The organism is Clostridium sp. (assembly GCF_021372645.1).
Classification (GTDB): Bacteria; Bacillota; Clostridia; order Clostridiales; family Clostridiaceae; genus Clostridium.
Genome location: NZ_JAJFUC010000073.1, coordinates 1 through 20,175, shown reverse-complemented (window position 1 = coordinate 20,175; position 20,175 = coordinate 1). Strand labels below are relative to the sequence as shown.

The following is a 20,175-nucleotide window of genomic DNA, read 5'->3' as shown; positions in this document are numbered from 1 at the left end:
CAGTTCGTTATTAAAATGTATTAACTAAAAAATTCAGTAAATGCTTTTATAGTATATTCATTATCAACTACAGCCGCTAATTCTCTTACTGAGTGCATACTTAATACCGGTGCTCCCATATCTATTACTGGAATATTTAACTTTGATGCACTGATTGGTCCTATTGTTGTTCCACCTCTTAAGTCTGATCTGTTTACAAATACTTGGCATGGGACATTTGCTTTTTTGCATATACCTTTAAATACTGCACTTGCATAACTATCTGTTGAATAGCTTCCACCTGCTGCAATTTTAAGTACTGGACCTTTTCCTAGCATTGGTTTACTTGTTGGATCACACTTTTCTGTATAATTTGGATGCAATGCATGAGCTAAATCTGCTGAAATCATTATAGAATTACTTAATGCTCTCTTAAAATCTTGTCTTTCTTTTTTAAGACCTAAAGTTATTCTCTCTAAGATATTTTCTAAAATTGAAGAATTTGCTCCTTGAGATGTTAAACTTCCTATTTCTTCATTATCTAATGCCACTAAGACCTTAGTTGCCTTAATTTGATTACTTCTTATTAATGCTTTTAGACCAGCAAAAACCATCCAAAGATCATCTAATCTTCCACATGAAATAAATTCATCATTAAATCCAAGTGTCATGCCTTCTGCATATTCATATAAGAATAAATCAAAATCTAAAATCTCACTTGGATTTACATTTAATGAATCTGAAATCAATTTCATTAAATATCGATCCTTTTCTAACTTATCTTGAATTATTGTAAGTAATGGTAAGGTATCTTTTTGTTTATTATATTCATAACCTTCATTTACACTTTTATTCATGTGTATCGCTAAATTAGGAACAATTAAAATTGGACTATTAACATCAATCAATCTTACTTCTGGTTCAAATGGATTTTTTCCTTTTAATGTAACTCTTCCTGCTATACTTAAAGGCCTGTCAAACCATGTACTAAGTATTGGTCCTCCATAAACCTCAGTATTTAATTTTAAATAATGTCCTTCAACTAACATCTCAGGATTTGGTTTTATTCTAAAGCCTGGTGAATCAGTATGAGCTCCAATTAATCTAAAGCCATCTTTTTCAATTTCTCCAACTCCAATTTCAAATGCAATTACAGCAGAATCATTTTTTATAACATAATACTTTCCACCCTTTTTCAAATTCCAATTGTCTTCTTCTTTAACTTCACTATATCCTTGCTTATCTAAAATAGACTTAATCTCATAAGCACTTTGAAATGCAGTTTTACCCTTATTTATAAAATCTAATAATTCTCTTGTATTGCTCATATATTACTTCCTTTTTTATTTAGTTGGTATTTGTTAGATACCTTACGTTGTAACCCACGTAATTTCTTTTCTATTTTCTTAACTTTTTTAGTCTTGTTGATATTCTTATAAGTTGTACTCTGATAATTTGACTTTCCCTAACTTCTCTAATTGAACATGAGTTCTAGTGAATTATATAAGCTTGTTATTCTTAAGTTCTGTACGTAACGTTTCTAAATTTTTGCCTTCCATAGCGAATAGTGGCATTCTAAGAGACCCTACATTATATCCCATAAGTCCTAGTGCCGTCTTTACTGGAATTGGATTTACTTCTATAAATAATGTATTAATAATATCTAAATATTTTGTTTGAAGATCACAACTTTCTTTTACTTTGCCTTCAAAATATAAGCTACAAATATCATGAGTTTCTTTCGGCATAATATTTGAAAATACTGAAATTACTCCTTTTCCTCCAAGAGATAAAATCGGAACTATTTGATCATCGTTACCTGAATAAATATTAAGCTCATCGCCACAAAGAGCTTTTATCTTTGCAATAGCAGAAAGATCTCCACTAGCTTCTTTTGTAGCGACTATACGCGGATGTTTAGCTAATTCAACATATGTTTCAGGAGTTATGTTAACACCTGTTCTTGATGGTACATTATATAAAATAATAGGAATATTAATTCTGTCTGCAATATAATTGTAGTGTTTAATTAAACCACTTTGAGTAGTTTTATTATAATATGGTGTAACTAATAAAAGTGCATTAGCTCCAACACTTTCAGCATACTTAGAAAGTTCTAGAGCATACATAGTGTCATTAGATCCTGTCCCTGCAATAACTGGCACTCTTTTATTAACATACTCAACTGTAAATCTAATAACTTCTTTGTGTTCTTCATCACTCATAGTAGAAGATTCCCCTGTTGTTCCTGCAATTACAATTGCATCAGTGCCTTTTTCTATATTAAAATCAATTAATCTTTTTAATTCTGAAAAATTTACTCCATCCTCTGTAAAAGGCGTAACAATAGCAACTGCTGCACCCGTAAATATAATATCCTTCATATATTTTACCTCCTTGAATATTTCCTATATAAATTATAACACAGTAACGTTATACTATAAACTTCGAATACATTTTAATAAGTAAAAAATTTATTTAATAAACTAATTTGGGCATATTATTATATATAAAGAACTTGCTCAACTAAAAATATGTATTATAATAAATATATTACATGTTTTTAAGCAATTATACATAAAATGATTGGAGTGTATTTAATGTTTTTTGAACACATGATTAATAAATTTATAAAAAATAATTCTAACGTTAAAGATGATCAAGTCAGAAATTCTTATGGTGTATTGGGTGGAATTGTTGGAATCTTAGTAAATGCACTTTTATTTATTATAAAACTTTCTGTTGGACTTCTTGCTTCAAGTATAGCTATTATGGCAGATGCCTTTAATAATCTTTCTGATGCAGCATCTTCTTTAGTAACTATTTTAGGCTTTAAACTTTCAAATAAACCAGCAGATAGAGAGCATCCCTTCGGTCATGGAAGAATTGAATATCTTTCTGCCTTAATTGTTGCCTTTATGGTAATGCTAGTTGGTGTGCAATTTATTAAGTCTTCTTTTGAAAGAATAATTAACCCAACACCTGTTACTTTTGAATTAGTTCCATTTATATTGCTTTTTATATCTATATTCCTTAAAGTTTGGCTTTCAAGATTTAATAAATTTGTTGGTGAAAAAATTAATTCTGCAGCTTTAAAAGCTTCTTCTATAGATGCTTTAGGTGATGTTTTTACTTCAACTTGCGTTGTTATTTCATTTTTAGCTGCAAACTTCACTTCCTTCCCTATAGATGGATACATCGGAATGATTGTTGCATTATTTATAGTTTATTCTGGCTTCAATTTGGTTAAAGATACTATAAATCCTCTTTTAGGCGAAGCTCCAGATCCTGAACTTGTTAATTCTATTAAAGAAATGGTTATATCTTATGACAATATATTCGGAACTCATGACTTAATAATTCACAATTATGGCCCTGGCAAATGTATGGCTTCAATTCATGCTGAAATTCCAAGTGATATCTGCATTGTAGCTATCCATGAAATAATTGATAAAGCTGAAAGAGAGATTTCTAAAGCTCTTAAGATTTATCTAGTAATACACATTGATCCTATTTGTATTATTGAAGGGGAAGTAAAAGAAGCTTATGAAGAAATTTTATCTTTAATCGCTGAATATGATTGTATTGAATCCATACATGATTTTAGAGTTGTTGGAGAAGGTGAAGTTAAAAATTTAATTTTTGACATAGTTGTTGACTCATCAAAGGAATTTCCTTTAACTAATGCGGAATTAATTCTTAAGATGTCTGCAAGTGTAAAAAAGTCTCATCCATACTATAACTGTATAATTACTATAGATAATAATTTTATATAAAAACTTTATACTTTTGCTATTTTACTTGTTGTAAATATTATATAATTATTAGACTCAAAAAAAACAGACCAAAGGTACTAACGTACTGGTCTGTTTTTTTCGTTAACTCTTAACTTATTTACAATACTTTAGACAAAAAGTCTATTGTACGTGGATTTTTAGGATTCTTAAATACTTCTTCTGGAGTTCCTGACTCTACTATTCTTCCGCCATCCATAAACAGAATTCTATCTCCCACTTCTCTTGCAAATCCCATTTCATGCGTAACAACTACCATTGTCATTCCTTCTTTTGCAAGATCCTTCATAACACTTAAAACTTCTCCAACCATTTCAGGATCTAAAGCTGATGTTGGTTCATCAAATAACATCACATCGGGCTGCATAGCTAATGCTCTAGCAATTGCAATTCTTTGCTTTTGTCCACCTGATAATGAAGCTGGATATGCATCTATCTTATCTATTAATCCCACTTTTTCCAATAAATTAATTGCTATTTTTCTAGCTTCATCTTTTGGAAGTTTCTTTACTTTAATAGGAGCTAAACATATATTTTCGCATACAGTCTTATGAGGAAATAAATTAAATTGTTGAAAAACCATACCCATTTTTTCTCTCATTTTATCTATGTTAGTTGATTTTGATGTTATATCCTTATCTTCAAATGTAATTTGACCAGATGTAGGAGTTTCTAATAAGTTAAGGCATCTTAAAAATGTACTTTTTCCTGAACCAGATGGTCCAATTACTACAACAACCTCACCCTTACTTATATGCTCATCTATACCCTTTAGGACATCATTTCTCCCAAAGCTTTTATGTAAATCCTTAACGTATATCACTTGCCTTCATCCTCCTCTCTATATAACCCAATGCTCTTGTCATTGTGAAAGTTAATATAAAGTAAATTACTGCTGCTATTATTACTGGTTCTAATCCTAAAGCTGTATTACCCCTTACAACTCCTGCATTGTACATAAGCTCTGCAACTCCAATAACAGAAACCATTGAAGACTCTTTGATTACTGAAATAAATTCATTTCCAAGAGCAGGTAAAATATTCTTAAATGCTTGAGGTATTACAACATTAAACATTGCTAATCCCTGATTCATACCTAAACTTCTTGCAGCTTCCATTTGCCCTTTGTCCACAGCATTAATTCCTGCCCTAATTATTTCAGATATGTATGCTGCTGAATTTAGTGCAAGTGCTACTGCACCTACAGTCATATCAGGCATGTCTACCCCGATTAATTTAGGAAATCCAATATAGATTATATAGATTTGAACTAGAAGTGGAGTACCTCTTACAAATTCTACATAAACTGTTGCTACAAGACTTATTGGTTTAAAATTTGAACGTCTTAAAAGTGTTAATGCAAGTCCTAAAATTGTTCCAAATAGCACTGCAAAAAATGCTAATACAATAGTTATCTCTGTCCCTTTTAAAAAATATCCAGAGTACTTTTCTAAAAATGTAAAATCCAATATTTTTCCTCCTATCTCTTAATTACTCACAAGATGCTCTAAATGGCATCACTGTTTAATTATCAATTTTTAATGCTTAATGTTCAATCCTAACTGCCAATTATTAATTTTCAATCCTAATCATAAATTATATAGATTGGCCAATCAAATCTACATCATATTATTATAAATTATTAATTGTTAATTATCAACTGTTGTTAGTTTCCAAGTCTAAGGATTTATTTACTAAGAAGTGTTGCCTTAAGAGATATTCAAAAAAATAACAAGTCAGTATGCTAATCTATTTTGTATGATGCAAAATAGATATATCATCTCTGACTCGTTATTTTCTTTCATGTACTTAAAGTCTTAATTATTATATTAGTCTACTAATTTATTTGCTTCTATTACAAATTGTTCAATTTTATTTTGATCTTTTAAGTTCTTTATTGTCTTATTAATTTCTGCTTGCAATTCTGGTGAATTTTTCTTCATAGCTATAGAAACACCACCATCTGGATCTTTAACTTCTAACTTCTCTGCAATTGCAATACCAGTATTCCTTTGAACATTAATTTGAGCAACTGGGTATTCAGCTAAAACTGCATCTACTTTATTATTCTTTAAATCTAGTACTAAATCAGTAACTTTATCTAATGATTTAATATTTGCTGCATCAAAATTAGCTTTTGCTATACCTTCTTGAATTGATCCCTTTTGAACTCCAATCTTCTTTCCTTTTAAATCTTCCATTGAAGTTATTCCAGTTTCTTCTCCTGCTCTAAGTATAAATCTATGTGTTGCAGTATAATATATATCTGAGAAATCTGCATTTTGTTTTCTTTCTTCTGTTGGAGTCATACCTGCGAATATCATATCAACTTTATCTGATTGAAGTGCTACAAGTAACCCATCAAAAGCCATATCTTTTATTTCAAGTTCTACCCCTAAATCTTTTGCAAATTGTTTTGCAATCTCAATATCAAATCCAACTATTTGATCTTTCCCATCTACTTCTTTGTGGAATTCATATGGTGGGTAATCTGCACTTGTTCCAACTACAAGCTTTCCTTTTGACTTTATTGCTTGTAATGCTGAAGCCTTATCAGTACCAGTACCTTCCTTTTTTTGAGTGTTTCCACAACCAACCATACTTATAGCTATAGTTACCACTGCTGCTACCGCCACTAATTTCTTTATTATTCCACTTTTCATTACCATTACCTCCTAAAGTATATAATCTTTAAATTTATTCTACATTTTAATTTTATGGTTCTTATTTTTAATAGCATGATTATACACAATATTTAATATTTATTCAATAGAAATATATTTAATTTTCATATTTTGAAATTATAATAGTAGTGTATACATTTATCTATTTTTTATGTATACTCTCCTTTTTCATTTAAGTAAACATATCTTATAATTTTAATCTATACGCAAAATTAGAAATCAATAATACTCTTTTGTATTGAATTACATCAAAGTATTATTGATTATGCCTTATGCTAGCTATACATATAAGTTCAATTCTAATTATCGGTATCTTTGTTTAATTATATTAAATCTTTAATTATAGATAATCTATGCAATGCTCTAGTACACATTATATATTTAACTAAAGGTTGAATTTCTTTATTTTCCACTATTATTACACCATCAAATTCTAGACCTTTTGCCAAGTAAGCCGGTATAAGTACCTTTCCGCCTTTATAAATAATATCTTCATTATCTAGATTTTGTATACTAATTTTCTCTTTAATAAGATGTGCAAATTTGTTTAATTCCTTCTTCCCCTTGAATATTACTGCAATGTTTTCATGTCCATCTTCTTCATAATCTTCAATTATTGAGATAAGAGTATTTATAAAGTCATTCTCTGATGAAACTTCTTCTTCAATAACAGATTCTCCAGATCTAACTAAAGGAATTATTTTCTCTTCCTTTAAGAATTGATTTGCATATTCCATTATTTCTTGAGTTGATCTATAACTCTTATTTAATTCATATTTCTTAATTTCTATATCAGAGCCTTTAAATACTTCATCTAAGTGAAGCATTGCAGGTTCTTTACTACTTGTAATTAATCTTTGATTAGAGTCCCCAACTATTGTATAACTCTTGCACCCTGTCATTTCCTTAATAATCTCAAATTGCATAAAGCTATAATCTTGTGCTTCGTCAATTACAATATGTTTTATTTCTTCTCTTACCTTTAATCCTTGCAATTTGACCTTTAAATAAAAAATTCCTGCTAAATCCATATATCCTAAATTGTCTACTTGTTCTTTTAAAATTTCATTATGCGCACTTAAGGTTGTACTTAAAATCCTGTTGTCTACATTATTTAATGTTTCAGTATATTCATTAATTTCCTTTAATTTAACAATATTCCTATATACATCTATGATAGTTTCAGCTTTAATCCAAGTATCTAATTCATTACGAGAATTTATAACTTCTCTTACAATTTCCTTTATTTTGATTCTTTTTAAATATTCTATATGATTTTTTTCCATTTCTAATTCTTCTTTTGATAAATTATTTATCTTTTCTTTAAGTTCAGCATTTAATTTATAAATTTCTTCATCTCTTTTATCCTTAATCTTAGATGTGAGTATTCTCTTTATCTTTTCACTTCTTCTAAACAAAGGCATATCCTTATAGTAAACAGTGAATAATTCTTCTATTTCTTTAACTGAAACAATTTCTTCACCCTTAAATTTAATTGCTTGTATTTTGAAATATTCTTTATCTAAAACTTCTATGCTTGAATTTAATAACTGCATAAATTCTTTAGAACTCTTGTACTTATATTCTTTTAATGCAGCTTCATCTCCATTCATAGCATCTTCAATATAACTTCCAAAACTTTTTACATTTACACTTTCTAATCCAAGCTCTTTCTTTGCAAACTTCTCAAAAGTAGTTTGTTTTATGTTACTCTCACCAAGCGAGGGCAGTACTTGAGCTATATAATCCATGAAAATATCATTAGGTCCAAAAATTAATACTTTATCTCCGAATTGTTTTCTAAAGTTATAAAGCAAATAAGAAATTCTATGAAGTGCAATAGTTGTCTTACCTGAACCTGCAACTCCATTTACAACAACTATTTTATTTCTATCTTCTCTAATAATTTCATCTTGTTCCTTTTGAATAGTCATGACTATATCTTTTAACTTATCAGATGAATTTTCAGTTAAAACCATTTGAAGTATCTCATCCTTAACATCTAATGCTGAATCAAATACACCTTTTAGTACACCTTTCTTAACTATAAGCTGTTTTCTTGATAATATATCAGCATCTATTTCCCCTGACGGTGGATTATAACTTGCTTTTCCAAGTGTTCCCTTATAAAAAAGAGCTGCAATAGGAGCCCTCCAGTCAACAATTAAAGGCTCATAACTATTTTCTAAAGTTAACCCATATTTGCCCACATACATATCTTCTGGAACTTCATCATTTTCTTTAAAAGTAACCTTTCCAAAATAAGGTGATTCTTTAAGCTTCATATATTCCATAAGCCTCTTATCTATTGTCCTATATGATTCTTCTTGAACATAATTTTCATGGTCAAAATAATCTATAACTTGATCTTCATCATCCTTATAGTCTTCAATATATTTCTTTCTAGCATCAAGAATATATTTTGTAACACTTTTTCTTTTCTCTAAATAATTTAAAATTTCCTTATTTAATATATCTAAAATTTCATTTAATTTATTTTCTTCTCTTAAAAAATCTATTTGCTTATTCAAAATCCCAACTCCTTTAATTCAGTTAACTGTTAATTATCAAATGCACAATGTATGGCTAAAAACTCTGAACTAGTTTTATATCCTCCATTGTGCATTAATTTTTTTTCGTTTAAGTCTATTTAATTTTATGATTACTCATAATTTCAATTACAATTTATAATCATCTATAATTTCAACGTCACTCTCAACTTTAATTTCATCCTTATTTATATTATCAGTCTTTTCATTAACTAGAGGTTCAGTTTCAACTGGATTCTCATCTTTGTAATCTATAACAACATCTAAGGAATGTTTTTTAGCTCTTCTTTCTTCTAATTCTTTTACTTTTTTATCATTTTCCGACTTTTCTTTTTCCTTTAATTCCTTCATTTCTGGATATTTTTCATAAACAATTTCTAAGAATTCATCTCCAAATATTGTTTCCTTTTCTAAAAGTATCCCAGATATCTTATCTAATAAATCTCTATTATCCTTAAGAATCTGTTTGGCATTTTTATGAGCAGTTCTTATAATATTTAGTGTCTCTTCATCTAAAATAGTTGAAGTTTCTTCACTACAATTTCTCACAGCTCTACCATCTAAATATCTATTTTGTATTGATTCTAAAGCCATCATATCAAATCTATCACTCATACCATAGATGGAAACCATGCTTCTAGCTGATGCAGTAGCTCTTTCTATATCATTTGAAGCTCCTGTTGAAACTAAATCAAATACTTCTTCTTCTGCTGATCTACCACCTAACATTACTGTTATTTGATTCATTAATTCTTCTTTAGAAGTTAAATATTTTTCTTCTTCTGGCAATTGCATAGTATACCCTAATGCTCCCATAGTTCTAGGAACTATGGTTATTTTATGCACTGGATCTGTCCCTTTAAGCATTGCTGCTACAAGTGCATGACCTACTTCATGGAAAGCAACAACGTTTCTTTCCTTAGGTGATAAAATTCTATCCTTCTTTTCTTTACCTGCAATTATAACTTCAACAGCCTCTCTTAAGTCTTCTTGAAGTACAGTTTTTCTTCTTCTTCTTACAGCTCTTAATGCACCCTCATTAATAATGTTAGCAAGATCAGCTCCCACAGCTCCTGGAGTACTCTTAGCTATTTCAGCTAAATCTACATCCTTACCTAAGATTACATCTTTAGCATGAACTGAAAGTATTGCTTCTCTTCCCTTAAAATCCGGTCTATCAACTATTACTCTTCTATCAAATCTACCAGGTCTTAAAAGTGCCTTATCAAGTATTTCAGGTCTATTAGTAGCTCCAAGTAAAACTACTCCTTTAGACGAATCAAATCCATCCATTTCAGAAAGCAACTGATTTAAGGTTTGTTCTCTTTCATCATTACTTTGCATTTGGCTATCTCTACTCTTACCTATTGCATCAATTTCATCTATAAATACAATACATGGTGCTTTTGCAACAGCATCCTTAAATAATTCTCTAACTCTTGAAGCTCCAACTCCCACAAACATTTCAACAAAGCTTGAACCTGAAAGTGAGAAGAATGGTACTTTCGCTTCTCCAGCTACAGCCTTTGCAATAAGTGTTTTACCTGTTCCTGGAGGTCCTACAAGTAAAACTCCTTTAGGCAATTTAGCACCAATCTCAGTATATTTAGCAGGACCATTTAAGAAATCTATAACTTCTTTTAAAGAGTCCTTAGCTTCTTCTTGTCCTGCTACATCGTCAAATGTTACTTTTATTTCACTTTCCATATAAACCTTAGCATTATTCTTGCCGATGCCCATGACACCGCCTCCGCCTCCGCCCATTTTAGAAAATAAAAATTTCCAAGTGAAAAATATAAGTACCATTGGTAATATCCAAGTAAGTACAAAATTCATAATTGGAGTTTCCTTAGGATTTTCACCATAAAAGTCAATATTTGCTTCTCTTAAAGCTGGAATTAAACTTTCGTCATGTATATTTGCTGTATATAAAGTTTTTCCTTTATATTCTTCATTATTTTCACTTGGCGTTATTATTAAATCATCACTTGTAATAACAACCTTTGAAATATCTTTATCACTTAGTAATTTTGAAAATTCATTATATGTAATTTTTTTAGTTGTCGCTCTGTCCTTTGCATAATTAAATGCTGTTACAAATGCAAAAGCTATTAAAAAATAAGTAATCGCTATAGTAATGGAACTCTTATTTTTTTTGTTATTTCCATTATTATTTTTATTATTTTGCATCTAATCACCTTCCCTTAACATTATTTATTATTTTTATCTTTAGCCATATTAATGTATTAGATCACTCTTCCCACATATTTTTCATACTATCATTTATCTGGTCTTTTCGGTTTAATGTGAACTTTTTATCTCTTTCAAAATATTCACCCTTGTTAATTAAAATATCTCCATCTTTAAAATCTCCCTTAATATTTTCAATAGATATCTTAGACATATCTCCATTCTCCTTTTCGATGATAGCATAGTTTCCTTCTACCCTATCTATTATATACTTTTCATGCATTTAACATCCTCTTTTCATAATATATTTCAATTAACATTGTCCAATTGATTACCTTATGAGTACCCTTTGGCCAATTAAAGAACAAACTCCCTCAGTAGCTTGGAAAAGCATATATTTAAAATTTATAATTTTATTTCAAACTACGAAAATCTTTAAATGGATAAAATTTAATCCTAGCTCTTCCTTGTATATTTGAAGCATCTATATATGGATTAATCCATCTTCTAGCATCATTTGAACGGCTTCTATTATCTCCTAAAAAAAAGAATTTATTGTCTGGAACATCAAAATCACCATTAAATTTTTCATTATTTTTTACATAATCTTCTTTAATATCTTCTCCATTGATATTAACAATGCCATCATGTATTTTAATATGATCACCAGGAAGTCCTATTGCTCTTTTTATAAGTACCTCATTAAGCTCCTCTGAAAAAAATACAATTATGTCTCCCCTTTTAATTTTATCAGTATCATAAACTCTGGTTACCATTAATTTATCACCAACATTTAAAGTTGGAACCATTGATTCACTCGGTATATAAACATTATAAACTAGAAATTTATTTATTAAAAATGCTATTCCTATGGCAGCTATTATTGGAATAATCCATTCTCTGAAAAAGCCACCCTTTGATGTAAACATTGCTATAAATCCTTTTGAGGATGAGTTTTCTTCTTTATCATCCATTATATTTTCCGATTCTGCATAATTAACATGGGTTATTTCATAGCTACTTTCTGAGTTATCTATATCTTTTGATTCCATTATATCATCATCCTCTCTCATTCACTTTTCTTCCTTTTTTCTTAAAATTACTCTTATATTATGCCTTATATTACTTTAATATTTCAAAATCTTTTATTGGATAATACTTTATTCTAGCCTTTCCTTCTATATATGATTCATTAACATAAGGATTTTCCCAATACCTAGAATCATTAGAATTTGCTCTATTATCACCTAAAAAGAAGTATTTACCCTCTGGCACTTCAAATATCCCATTATATTTTTCATTATTTTTCACATAATCTTCTTTAAGTTGCTCTCCGTTTCTAAAAACAACACCATTTTTAATTTCTATTTTATCCCCTGGAAGTCCTATCAATCTCTTTATTAAAATTTCATCTTTAAATTCATCATTTTTAAACAGTACAATATCTCCTTCCTTTAAGCTGTCAGGATTATGTACTCTTGTTACAATCAATCTATCTTTAACTTCCAACGTTGGAATCATAGACCCACTCGTAATCCAAACACCATATCCTACAAAGTGCCACACCAAAAATGCTATAAGGGCAACAGCAGCTATATCTATTATCCATTCTTTTATTATTGACTTCTTTTTTTGTTTTTTATCCTTTACTATTTGATTTTCATTATTTTCTGCCACAGTGCTTGCCTCCATACTACATATTCTGAATTCTTTATATTCCTATATATTCAATAATTTCACACACTTATTTTTACATTTTTTCATCCTATCTTAAGTATACCATAATTTATTCTTTTAAATATTTATAAGTTGTTAATTTTTAAGCACGATAAACTAATTTCTAAGCGAACATTGTTAATTGAAATAAAAATATGCACCAATTTTAAAATTAGTGCATACCTCTTTACATATTCATCTAATATATAGCCATTTTAAAGCTACTATCTCTTAGAAATTGCCAGTTAATAACTGCATACTCCTAGATAATTTCATTCTTCAATATATCTTCATAAGATTCTCTTCTACAGATAAGTCTTGCTTCATTCTCTTTAACCATAACCACTGCTGGTTTTGGTATTTTATTATAATTACTTGCCATAGAATAACCATAAGCGCCTGTAGTCATAATAGCTAAAATATCTCCACTATTAACTTCTGGAAGCTTAATATTTTCTAATAATATATCCCCTGATTCACAACATTTTCCTGCTATAGTTACAGTCTCTTCTGAAGTACCTTCAATTTTGTTTGCAAGAATACATTCATATTCTGAATTATAAAGAGCTGGCCTTATATTATCTGTCATTCCACCATCAACTGAAACATATTTTCTAACGCCTGGAATTTCTTTAACTGAACCTACAGTGTATAAAGTAGTTCCTGCATTGGCTACAATGCTTCGTCCTGGTTCTATTGTAAGGATTGGTCTTTCTTGACCAGTTCTTGTACAAACCTCATCAATTTTATTAATTATTGTTATACAATATTCTTCAGTTGTTCTTGGCTCGTCCTGACTAGTATAGTATATCCCGAATCCGCCACCAAAATCCACTTCTTTTATTAAATAACCAAGGCTCTCCTTAGTGTTTCTTACAATTTCTAACATTATCTCCACAGCATCTTCATATGGTTCCAAGTCAAAAATTTGTGAACCTATATGACAATGTATTCCTGCAAGATTTATATTTTCTAAACTTATAGCCTTTTTAATAGCATCTTCTATAACAGTTCCAACTGGTGCAAAGCCAAATTTGGAATCAATTTGTCCTGTCTTTATATAATCATGAGTATGTGCTTCAATTCCTGGTGTTATTCTCAAATAAACATTTTGTATTTTATTATATTCCTTAGCTATGTCATTTAATGAATCCATTTCATAATAATTATCTACAACAAAATTTCCTACGCCTAGTTTAACGCCTAGTTCAATTTCATCCAAAGTTTTATTATTCCCATGAAACATTACTCTTTCAAGTGGGAATCCTGCTTTATGTGCAGTATATAATTCTCCGCCAGATACAACGTCTAAGCACATATTCTCTTCTTCTAATAATTTACACATTTGAACAGTTAAAAATGCTTTTCCAGCAAAAGCTACTCTATTATTATTTTCTTCACATTTGAAATATTTTCTATATTCTCTACAATATTCTCTTATTAAAGTTTCATCAAATACATACAATGGACTGCCGTATTCTTTTACTAAATCCTTAGCACTAATTCCTCCAATTATTAACTGGTTATCTTGTGCCTTCATCGTTCCAAATAATTTCATTTCATTAACCTCCAAATTATATTCAATTAACAATTGACAATGGACAGTTTACAATTATGAATTACAAAAAAACAAACGTCACAGAGTATGTCTGTGACGAGTGGTAGAGCTTTACGCTAAATTTCTGTGCACAATATTTTCATTTATAATCAATTTATTAAAAAACGAATTGTTATATGGATTTAAAAATATACATTAACAAAATCATCATTATCTTTTTCTAAATTGTTAACTGAAAAAAGTACCTTGTAGCTCAACACTCTTCGTGACAGTTATTCACATATTTTATGAATACCCAAAAATAAATCACCGCATAATAATTTATTTCTTCGGCCATAATACCTTTTAGTATAAATCCTTGCCTACAAGCTCCTTATACCTACTATTTATTACAGCACCTCTACCCCAGGTTATGTTATATTATCATATTATTAAACTATTACAAATATGATACCATATTTGTACCTTAAATCAACACTTTTTTTAATTATTTAAAAGAAACCCGACTTACATTCGTTCGCTGGATAAGCGATTCACTCCAAATCGTAGATTTGAGTTCTCTGCTTAAATATGAATTTTAGTTTCATCATTATTCATTTCTATATTCATCCATAAGACTACACATAATACTCGCTGAAGTTGGTGGGGTAAAAGTTATAGCATTAGCTCCAGCTTCAATTGTTTCACTAATTGACTCATTGCTTGGTCCACCAGTAGCTATTATAGGAAATTCGGGAAATCTATTTCTAATATTTCTAACTATGTTAGCTGTTTTTCTTCCACCTGAAACATTTAATATGGTAGCTCCAGCCTCAATCCTTTTAGCAATATCTTCATCTTCTGAAATAATAGTTACTATAACTGGTATATCTATAGTTGCCCTAATCTTTTTAACAATTTCATTACTTGTAGGAGCATTTACTACAACTCCCATAGCACCTTTAAACTCTGCATCCATAGCTAAATTCACAACTCTTTTACCTTGTGTTATTCCTCCACCGACACCACAAAAAACAGGAACATCTGCTGCCATAACAAGTGCTTGCGTTATTAACGGTTGTGGTGTAAATGGATATACTGCAATAATTGCATCTGCATTACTATTTCTTATTAATGCAACATCAGTACTGAATAATAATGATTTTATTCTTTTTCCAAAAATCATAATTCCGCCACAATTTCTTATGACTGTTGGAACCTCAATCACATGATTCCTAAGAGTACCTTTTATTTGAGGAACAAATTTGACCTCTTTACTCACCATAATTTCTATCCCTTTCCTATAATTTATTTTTTGAATATGCTTAAGGCGCCTTATTAAGCTTTTATAATCACATTTTAATATATAATAATTTTCTTTAATTGTGAACACTTTCATTGTTAAATCATTAATATAACATATATATTATACTACTTTATATTCTTTGTTAAAGTTAATTTTTTATAGTTATCCACTTTATACACACTATACACAGCATTTATCCACAAAAGTGCGCATATTGTTTATAAGTATATGCATATTTTAATTAATAATATACAGTTTACATTGTACTTTAAAAATAAAAGCTCATTAAATAAGTAATTCACGCCAAATCATGAATTTATTTTTTCCATTTATCCCCAATTTATATTAGTTATCAATGTAATTAACAATCATTGTAATTTACTAGCCTAAGCCCACTTTTTATTAAAACATATATACTTTTTATCCACAAACTTATTCACAATTTTTAACGCACAACTCACAGTGCATAATTATAATTAAAAATACATATCTGTAGGAAAAATAATATAGATTAATTTCATTGCCATGATAAATTCCTCTTCTATAATAAATATTTTATCGCTCCTTAGATATAATATGATAAAATTATACTATTAAAAATATGAATTGGGGGCTAAAAAATGATATCAAATAAGATGAAGTCTCTTGTTTCAAACAGTTCTACTATAAGAGCTATGTTTGAGGAAGGAAAAAGATTATCAGGAATTTATGGAGAAGAAAATGTTTTTGATTACAGTATAGGTAATCCAAATGTTGAACCTCCAGAAAGTATTAAAAAAGTCATAAGTGAAATTTTAAATGAAGAAACACCAAACTTAATACACGGATATATGAATAATTCTGGTTATGAAGATGTTAGAGATGCCATAAGTACTTTTCTAAACAAAAAACATGATTTAACTCTTTCTAGAAATAACATTGTTATGACATGTGGAGCTGCAGGTGGATTAAACATAATTTTAAAATCACTATTAAATCCAGATGATGAAGTTATTACCTTTGCACCATACTTTGGAGAATATAACAACTATGTTCAGAATTTTAATGGTAAGCTTGTAATTTCTTCAACTGACACAGAAACTTTTGAACCCGACTTAAAAGCTTTAAGTGAAGTTATCACTTCTAAAACTAAGGCTTTAATAATAAATAATCCAAACAATCCTACTGGCGTTGTTTATTCTAAAGAAGTAATACAAGATTTAGCTAATCTTCTTAATAAAAAACAAAACGAATTAAATACCACTATCTATTTAATATCTGATGAGCCATATAGAGAAATAGTTTATGATGATATTGAAGTACCTTGTCTTTTAAAATATTATGATAATACCTTTATAGGATATTCTTATAGTAAATCATTATCTTTACCAGGTGAACGTATAGGATATGTGGTTATGAACACATTAATGGCTGGCTTTGAAGAAATGACGTCTGCATTAAATATTGCAAACAGAATTTTAGGCTTTGTTAATGCTCCATCATTATTCCAAAGAGTTATTGCAAAATCTTTGGGCGCAGAAGTTGATGTTAGCATCTACAAAAAAAATCGTGATCTTTTATATAATCACTTGATATCTCTTGGCTTTACTTGTGTTAAACCTCAAGGTGCTTTTTACCTGTTTCCTAAATCACCAATTGAGGATGATAAAAAATTCTGTGCTGATGCAAAACAATTCAATTTATTACTTGTTCCTGGTTCAGCCTTTGGATGCCCTGGTCATGTAAGATTATCTTATTGCATCTCATATGAAAAAATTGAAAATTCACTACAAGCATTTGATAAGCTTGCAGCATTATATAATTTATAGATACACAAAATAACAATGCACAATATTAATTGTGCATTGTCATTAGTCTCTAACCTGTTTACTTAACAATGTATTTTCTCTAAAATGTTTCAATGTTAATATTAAATCTATTGTTAATATAATTGACAAAAAACAAACTGCTATAATTAAAATTTTTTCAAATTCTTTATAAATGTTATATACAGCTGGTTGCAAAAAGTAAACACCCATAAAGCTAAGTAATGTCCAATATAACGAAAATTTAAGGGTTACAAATCCATATATATTATATTTCAAATTTGAGTAATCCCAATAAACTTTATTAAATATATGTTTTAACATGTATCCACTTATATATTCTACTGTTGTTGGAATTAAAAAACATAATAATATTAACGGAATTCCATCAATATCTAATATTTGATTATATAAAATCAAAATTGTACTTGCTATTCCATACATAGGCTTAAATGGCCCTTTCAAGAATCCTTCCTTTTTAATTTTTTTAATAGTCACATACAAATATACTTCTTCTATAATCCAACCTATAAAAGAATAAATAACAAAATTAAATGTCATATAAAATAATAAATGCATACTATATAATCACCTCATTCTACAAAGTAATATTAGTATTTGTAGAATAGTTATCTTTTATCCTCTATTGAACCTCTATCTGCTATAATAAGATTATCAAATTATTCTTAGACTCAGATTAAATAAGGCATAATCAAAAAATAACAAGTCAGTATGATAGTCTATATAACTGAGCCTTAGATAAAAATATTTTTTTGGAGGCTATTTTACATATGGAAAGAATTTATTATGATAATCAATACCTTAAGGATTTTACTGCTGAAATTGTTGATATAAAAGAAATTGACAATAAGTTTCACGTTATATTAGATAAAACAGCATTTTTCCCAGGCGGTGGTGGACAAAATTGTGACCTTGGAATTTTAGGAGATCAGAAAATTCTTGATGTTTATGAAAAAGATGAAATTGTTTATCACGTAGTTGAAAAGAAACCTATTAAAATACATAAGGTTAAATGTGAAATTGACTGGAGTAGAAGAACTGATGGAATGCATCAGCATTTAGGTCAACATGTACTATCTGGTGCATTCTTTAATCTTTTTAATGCAAATACATTTGCAATACATTTAGGTAATGATATAAGTTCTGTTGATATTTATGGAATTTTAAATGAAACTCAAGTAAGAGAAGCTGAAAGGCTTGCAAATAAAATTATAGGTGATGCCTTAGCTGTACAATCATTTGTTCCAACTAAAACTGAACTTAAAAAATTATCTCTTAGACGTGCTCTTCCAAATACTGAGGAAGATATCAGAGTTGTTAAAATTGGTGATTTTGATATTAATGCTTGTTGTGGGCTTCATCCTTCATGTACTCAAGACCTTAGGCTTATTAAAATAAGGAAATTTGAAAAGCACAAGGAAGGAACAAGAATAGAATTTTTAGCTGGTGAACGTGCTGTTTCTGATTCTTTTAAGAAAGATGAATTCCAAAATTCTATATGCAAATATTTAAATTGTAACGAAAATGAAGCTATAAATGGAATAAAGAATTTAAATGAAAATCTACGTGAATCTAATGAAACCAATAAAAGCCTTAATATTTTATTAGCTAAATATCAAGTTAAAGAAATTCTCGAAAATGCAACTAATATAAATAACATCAAAGTTATAAAAGAAATATTTGATAGTGAAAATCTAAAGTATGTAACTAATTTAACATCGAAGCTTATTGAAAGTGATAATACAATTGCTCTAATGGCAGTAAAATCTGACGACAAGGTTAATCTTCTATTTGCTTGCTCTAAGAATGTTAAGGAAGTAAAAATGAATGATATTTTAAAAGATGCTATCTCTCTTATTGATGGCAAAGGTGGTGGAAGTCCATTCCAAGCTCAAGGAGCCGGCAAGAACAACGCAAACCTTGAAAGTACCCTAGACTATGCCTTCAACAAAATAGCTCAATCCCTAAATTAATAGCAATAATTAAAGGATGGTAAATTACCATCCTTTATATTCCCTTTCTAAATTTAAAATTTCACATAAAATTCTATTCTTCAATTTTAACTACATCATAGCCGTTGCCAATAACCTATAAAAATTTATAAGTATTGTTTAATTCCCTGTTCAACGTGTCCCATTTTGCTAAAAGCTACTTTGGTTTGATATAACACTCCAAGGGCTTGAATTCCCATACAACGCATGGTACATATACAAGTTTACTTTTAAGTGTAATCTCTTGTATTTACTTATTTTGCTTGGTTCTCGCTAACTTCTACGATAAGAAGTTTTATATTAACACTAACACCCTCAAGATTCTACTCCATGATTACACCACTTTAGCAATGTATGGGATTCACAATAGCTATTAATAGTATACTACAAAATAAGATACACATATATACCAATTTATATGGAGATTTTACCATATTTTTATAGAATTATTGCAACAGTTCCCCCCCTCCATGTTTTTAAATTAATTCATGATGCTTTATCAAATAACAATTGTGAATTGTTATTTGATAATTATAAATTTATACTAAGCTTTAAATTTTCTAAGTCTTAGTGCATTTGTAAGTACTGAAACTGAACTTAAAC

At 29.0% G+C, this 20,175-nt stretch carries 16 protein-coding genes and 1 riboswitch; of the genes, 3 read left to right on the top strand and 13 right to left on the bottom strand.

Features of this window, described 5'->3' with window-relative positions:
• Window positions 1–20: 20 nt before the first annotated feature.
• Together LLF98_RS11870 and dapA are read right to left on the bottom strand one after the other, a co-directional pair.
• Window positions 21–1,307, bottom strand: coding sequence for a M18 family aminopeptidase (locus LLF98_RS11870; RefSeq protein WP_291703835.1), 1,287 nt, complete (start codon window positions 1,305–1,307; stop codon window positions 21–23).
• A gap of 171 nt (window positions 1,308–1,478) precedes the next feature.
• Entirely contained in the window at window positions 1,479–2,351 is an 873-nt protein-coding gene (gene dapA, locus LLF98_RS11865) for a 4-hydroxy-tetrahydrodipicolinate synthase (protein ID WP_291703845.1), read from the bottom strand.
• A gap of 228 nt (window positions 2,352–2,579) precedes the next feature.
• On the opposite strand from dapA, the gene LLF98_RS11860 reads away from it, so the two are divergent.
• Entirely contained in the window at window positions 2,580–3,755 is a 1,176-nt protein-coding gene (locus LLF98_RS11860; RefSeq protein WP_291703833.1) for a cation diffusion facilitator family transporter, read from the top strand.
• 118 nt (window positions 3,756–3,873) lie between these two features.
• Here the strand turns inward: LLF98_RS11860 and LLF98_RS11855 are convergent, their stop codons facing one another.
• From LLF98_RS11855 to LLF98_RS11810, 10 genes are all read right to left on the bottom strand, one after another.
• A complete protein-coding gene (locus LLF98_RS11855; protein ID WP_291703831.1) occupies window positions 3,874–4,596 on the bottom strand; it encodes an amino acid ABC transporter ATP-binding protein in 723 nt (240 codons plus the stop codon).
• Window positions 4,583–5,242 (bottom strand): amino acid ABC transporter permease, encoded by a 660-nt coding sequence (locus tag LLF98_RS11850; RefSeq protein ID WP_291703830.1) that lies wholly within the window; start codon window positions 5,240–5,242, stop codon window positions 4,583–4,585. The genes LLF98_RS11855 and LLF98_RS11850 overlap by 14 nt, the downstream gene beginning before the upstream one ends.
• A 360-nt stretch (window positions 5,243–5,602) precedes the next feature.
• The gene (locus LLF98_RS11845) at window positions 5,603–6,436 is read right to left on the bottom strand and encodes an ABC transporter substrate-binding protein (RefSeq protein ID WP_291703828.1); all 834 of its coding nucleotides are present in this window, start codon (window positions 6,434–6,436) and stop codon (window positions 5,603–5,605) included.
• 344 nt (window positions 6,437–6,780) lie between these two features.
• The gene (gene helD, locus LLF98_RS11840) at window positions 6,781–8,988 is read right to left on the bottom strand and encodes an RNA polymerase recycling motor HelD (protein WP_291703827.1); all 2,208 of its coding nucleotides are present in this window, start codon (window positions 8,986–8,988) and stop codon (window positions 6,781–6,783) included.
• 147 nt (window positions 8,989–9,135) lie between these two features.
• Window positions 9,136–11,196: an ATP-dependent zinc metalloprotease FtsH gene (gene ftsH / locus LLF98_RS11835; protein ID WP_291703826.1), complete on the bottom strand. Its 2,061-nt coding sequence runs from the start codon at window positions 11,194–11,196 to the stop codon at window positions 9,136–9,138.
• Window positions 11,197–11,257: 61 nt separating this feature from the next.
• Window positions 11,258–11,479 (bottom strand): DUF3006 domain-containing protein, encoded by a 222-nt coding sequence (locus tag LLF98_RS11830; protein ID WP_291703824.1) that lies wholly within the window; start codon window positions 11,477–11,479, stop codon window positions 11,258–11,260.
• Window positions 11,480–11,609: 130 nt separating this feature from the next.
• Window positions 11,610–12,125, bottom strand: coding sequence for a signal peptidase I (lepB, locus tag LLF98_RS11825; protein ID WP_291703843.1), 516 nt, complete (start codon window positions 12,123–12,125; stop codon window positions 11,610–11,612).
• Window positions 12,126–12,318: 193 nt separating this feature from the next.
• Window positions 12,319–12,888: a signal peptidase I gene (gene lepB / locus LLF98_RS11820; RefSeq protein ID WP_291703822.1), complete on the bottom strand. Its 570-nt coding sequence runs from the start codon at window positions 12,886–12,888 to the stop codon at window positions 12,319–12,321.
• 286 nt (window positions 12,889–13,174) lie between these two features.
• Window positions 13,175–14,470 carry a diaminopimelate decarboxylase gene (gene lysA / locus LLF98_RS11815; RefSeq protein WP_291703820.1) on the bottom strand — a complete coding sequence of 432 codons (1,296 nt, stop codon included), beginning with the start codon at window positions 14,468–14,470 and terminating at the stop codon, window positions 13,175–13,177.
• A gap of 241 nt (window positions 14,471–14,711) precedes the next feature.
• Window positions 14,712–14,881: riboswitch (Lysine riboswitch) on the bottom strand.
• A gap of 178 nt (window positions 14,882–15,059) precedes the next feature.
• Window positions 15,060–15,734, bottom strand: coding sequence for a hydrolase (locus LLF98_RS11810; RefSeq protein ID WP_291703818.1), 675 nt, complete (start codon window positions 15,732–15,734; stop codon window positions 15,060–15,062).
• A 641-nt stretch (window positions 15,735–16,375) separates the two neighbouring features.
• Between LLF98_RS11810 and LLF98_RS11805 the strand changes: the two genes are divergently transcribed.
• Window positions 16,376–17,563, top strand: coding sequence for a pyridoxal phosphate-dependent aminotransferase (locus LLF98_RS11805; RefSeq protein ID WP_291703815.1), 1,188 nt, complete (start codon window positions 16,376–16,378; stop codon window positions 17,561–17,563).
• 42 nt (window positions 17,564–17,605) lie between these two features.
• Here the strand turns inward: LLF98_RS11805 and LLF98_RS11800 are convergent, their stop codons facing one another.
• Complete coding sequence (locus LLF98_RS11800) at window positions 17,606–18,139, bottom strand: putative ABC transporter permease (RefSeq protein ID WP_291703813.1); 534 nt, start codon at window positions 18,137–18,139, stop codon at window positions 17,606–17,608.
• A gap of 212 nt (window positions 18,140–18,351) precedes the next feature.
• On the opposite strand from LLF98_RS11800, the gene LLF98_RS11795 reads away from it, so the two are divergent.
• Window positions 18,352–19,554, top strand: a complete 1,203-nt coding sequence (locus LLF98_RS11795) for a DHHA1 domain-containing protein (protein ID WP_291703812.1) — start codon at window positions 18,352–18,354, stop codon at window positions 19,552–19,554.
• The last annotated feature ends 621 nt before the right edge of the window (window positions 19,555–20,175 follow it).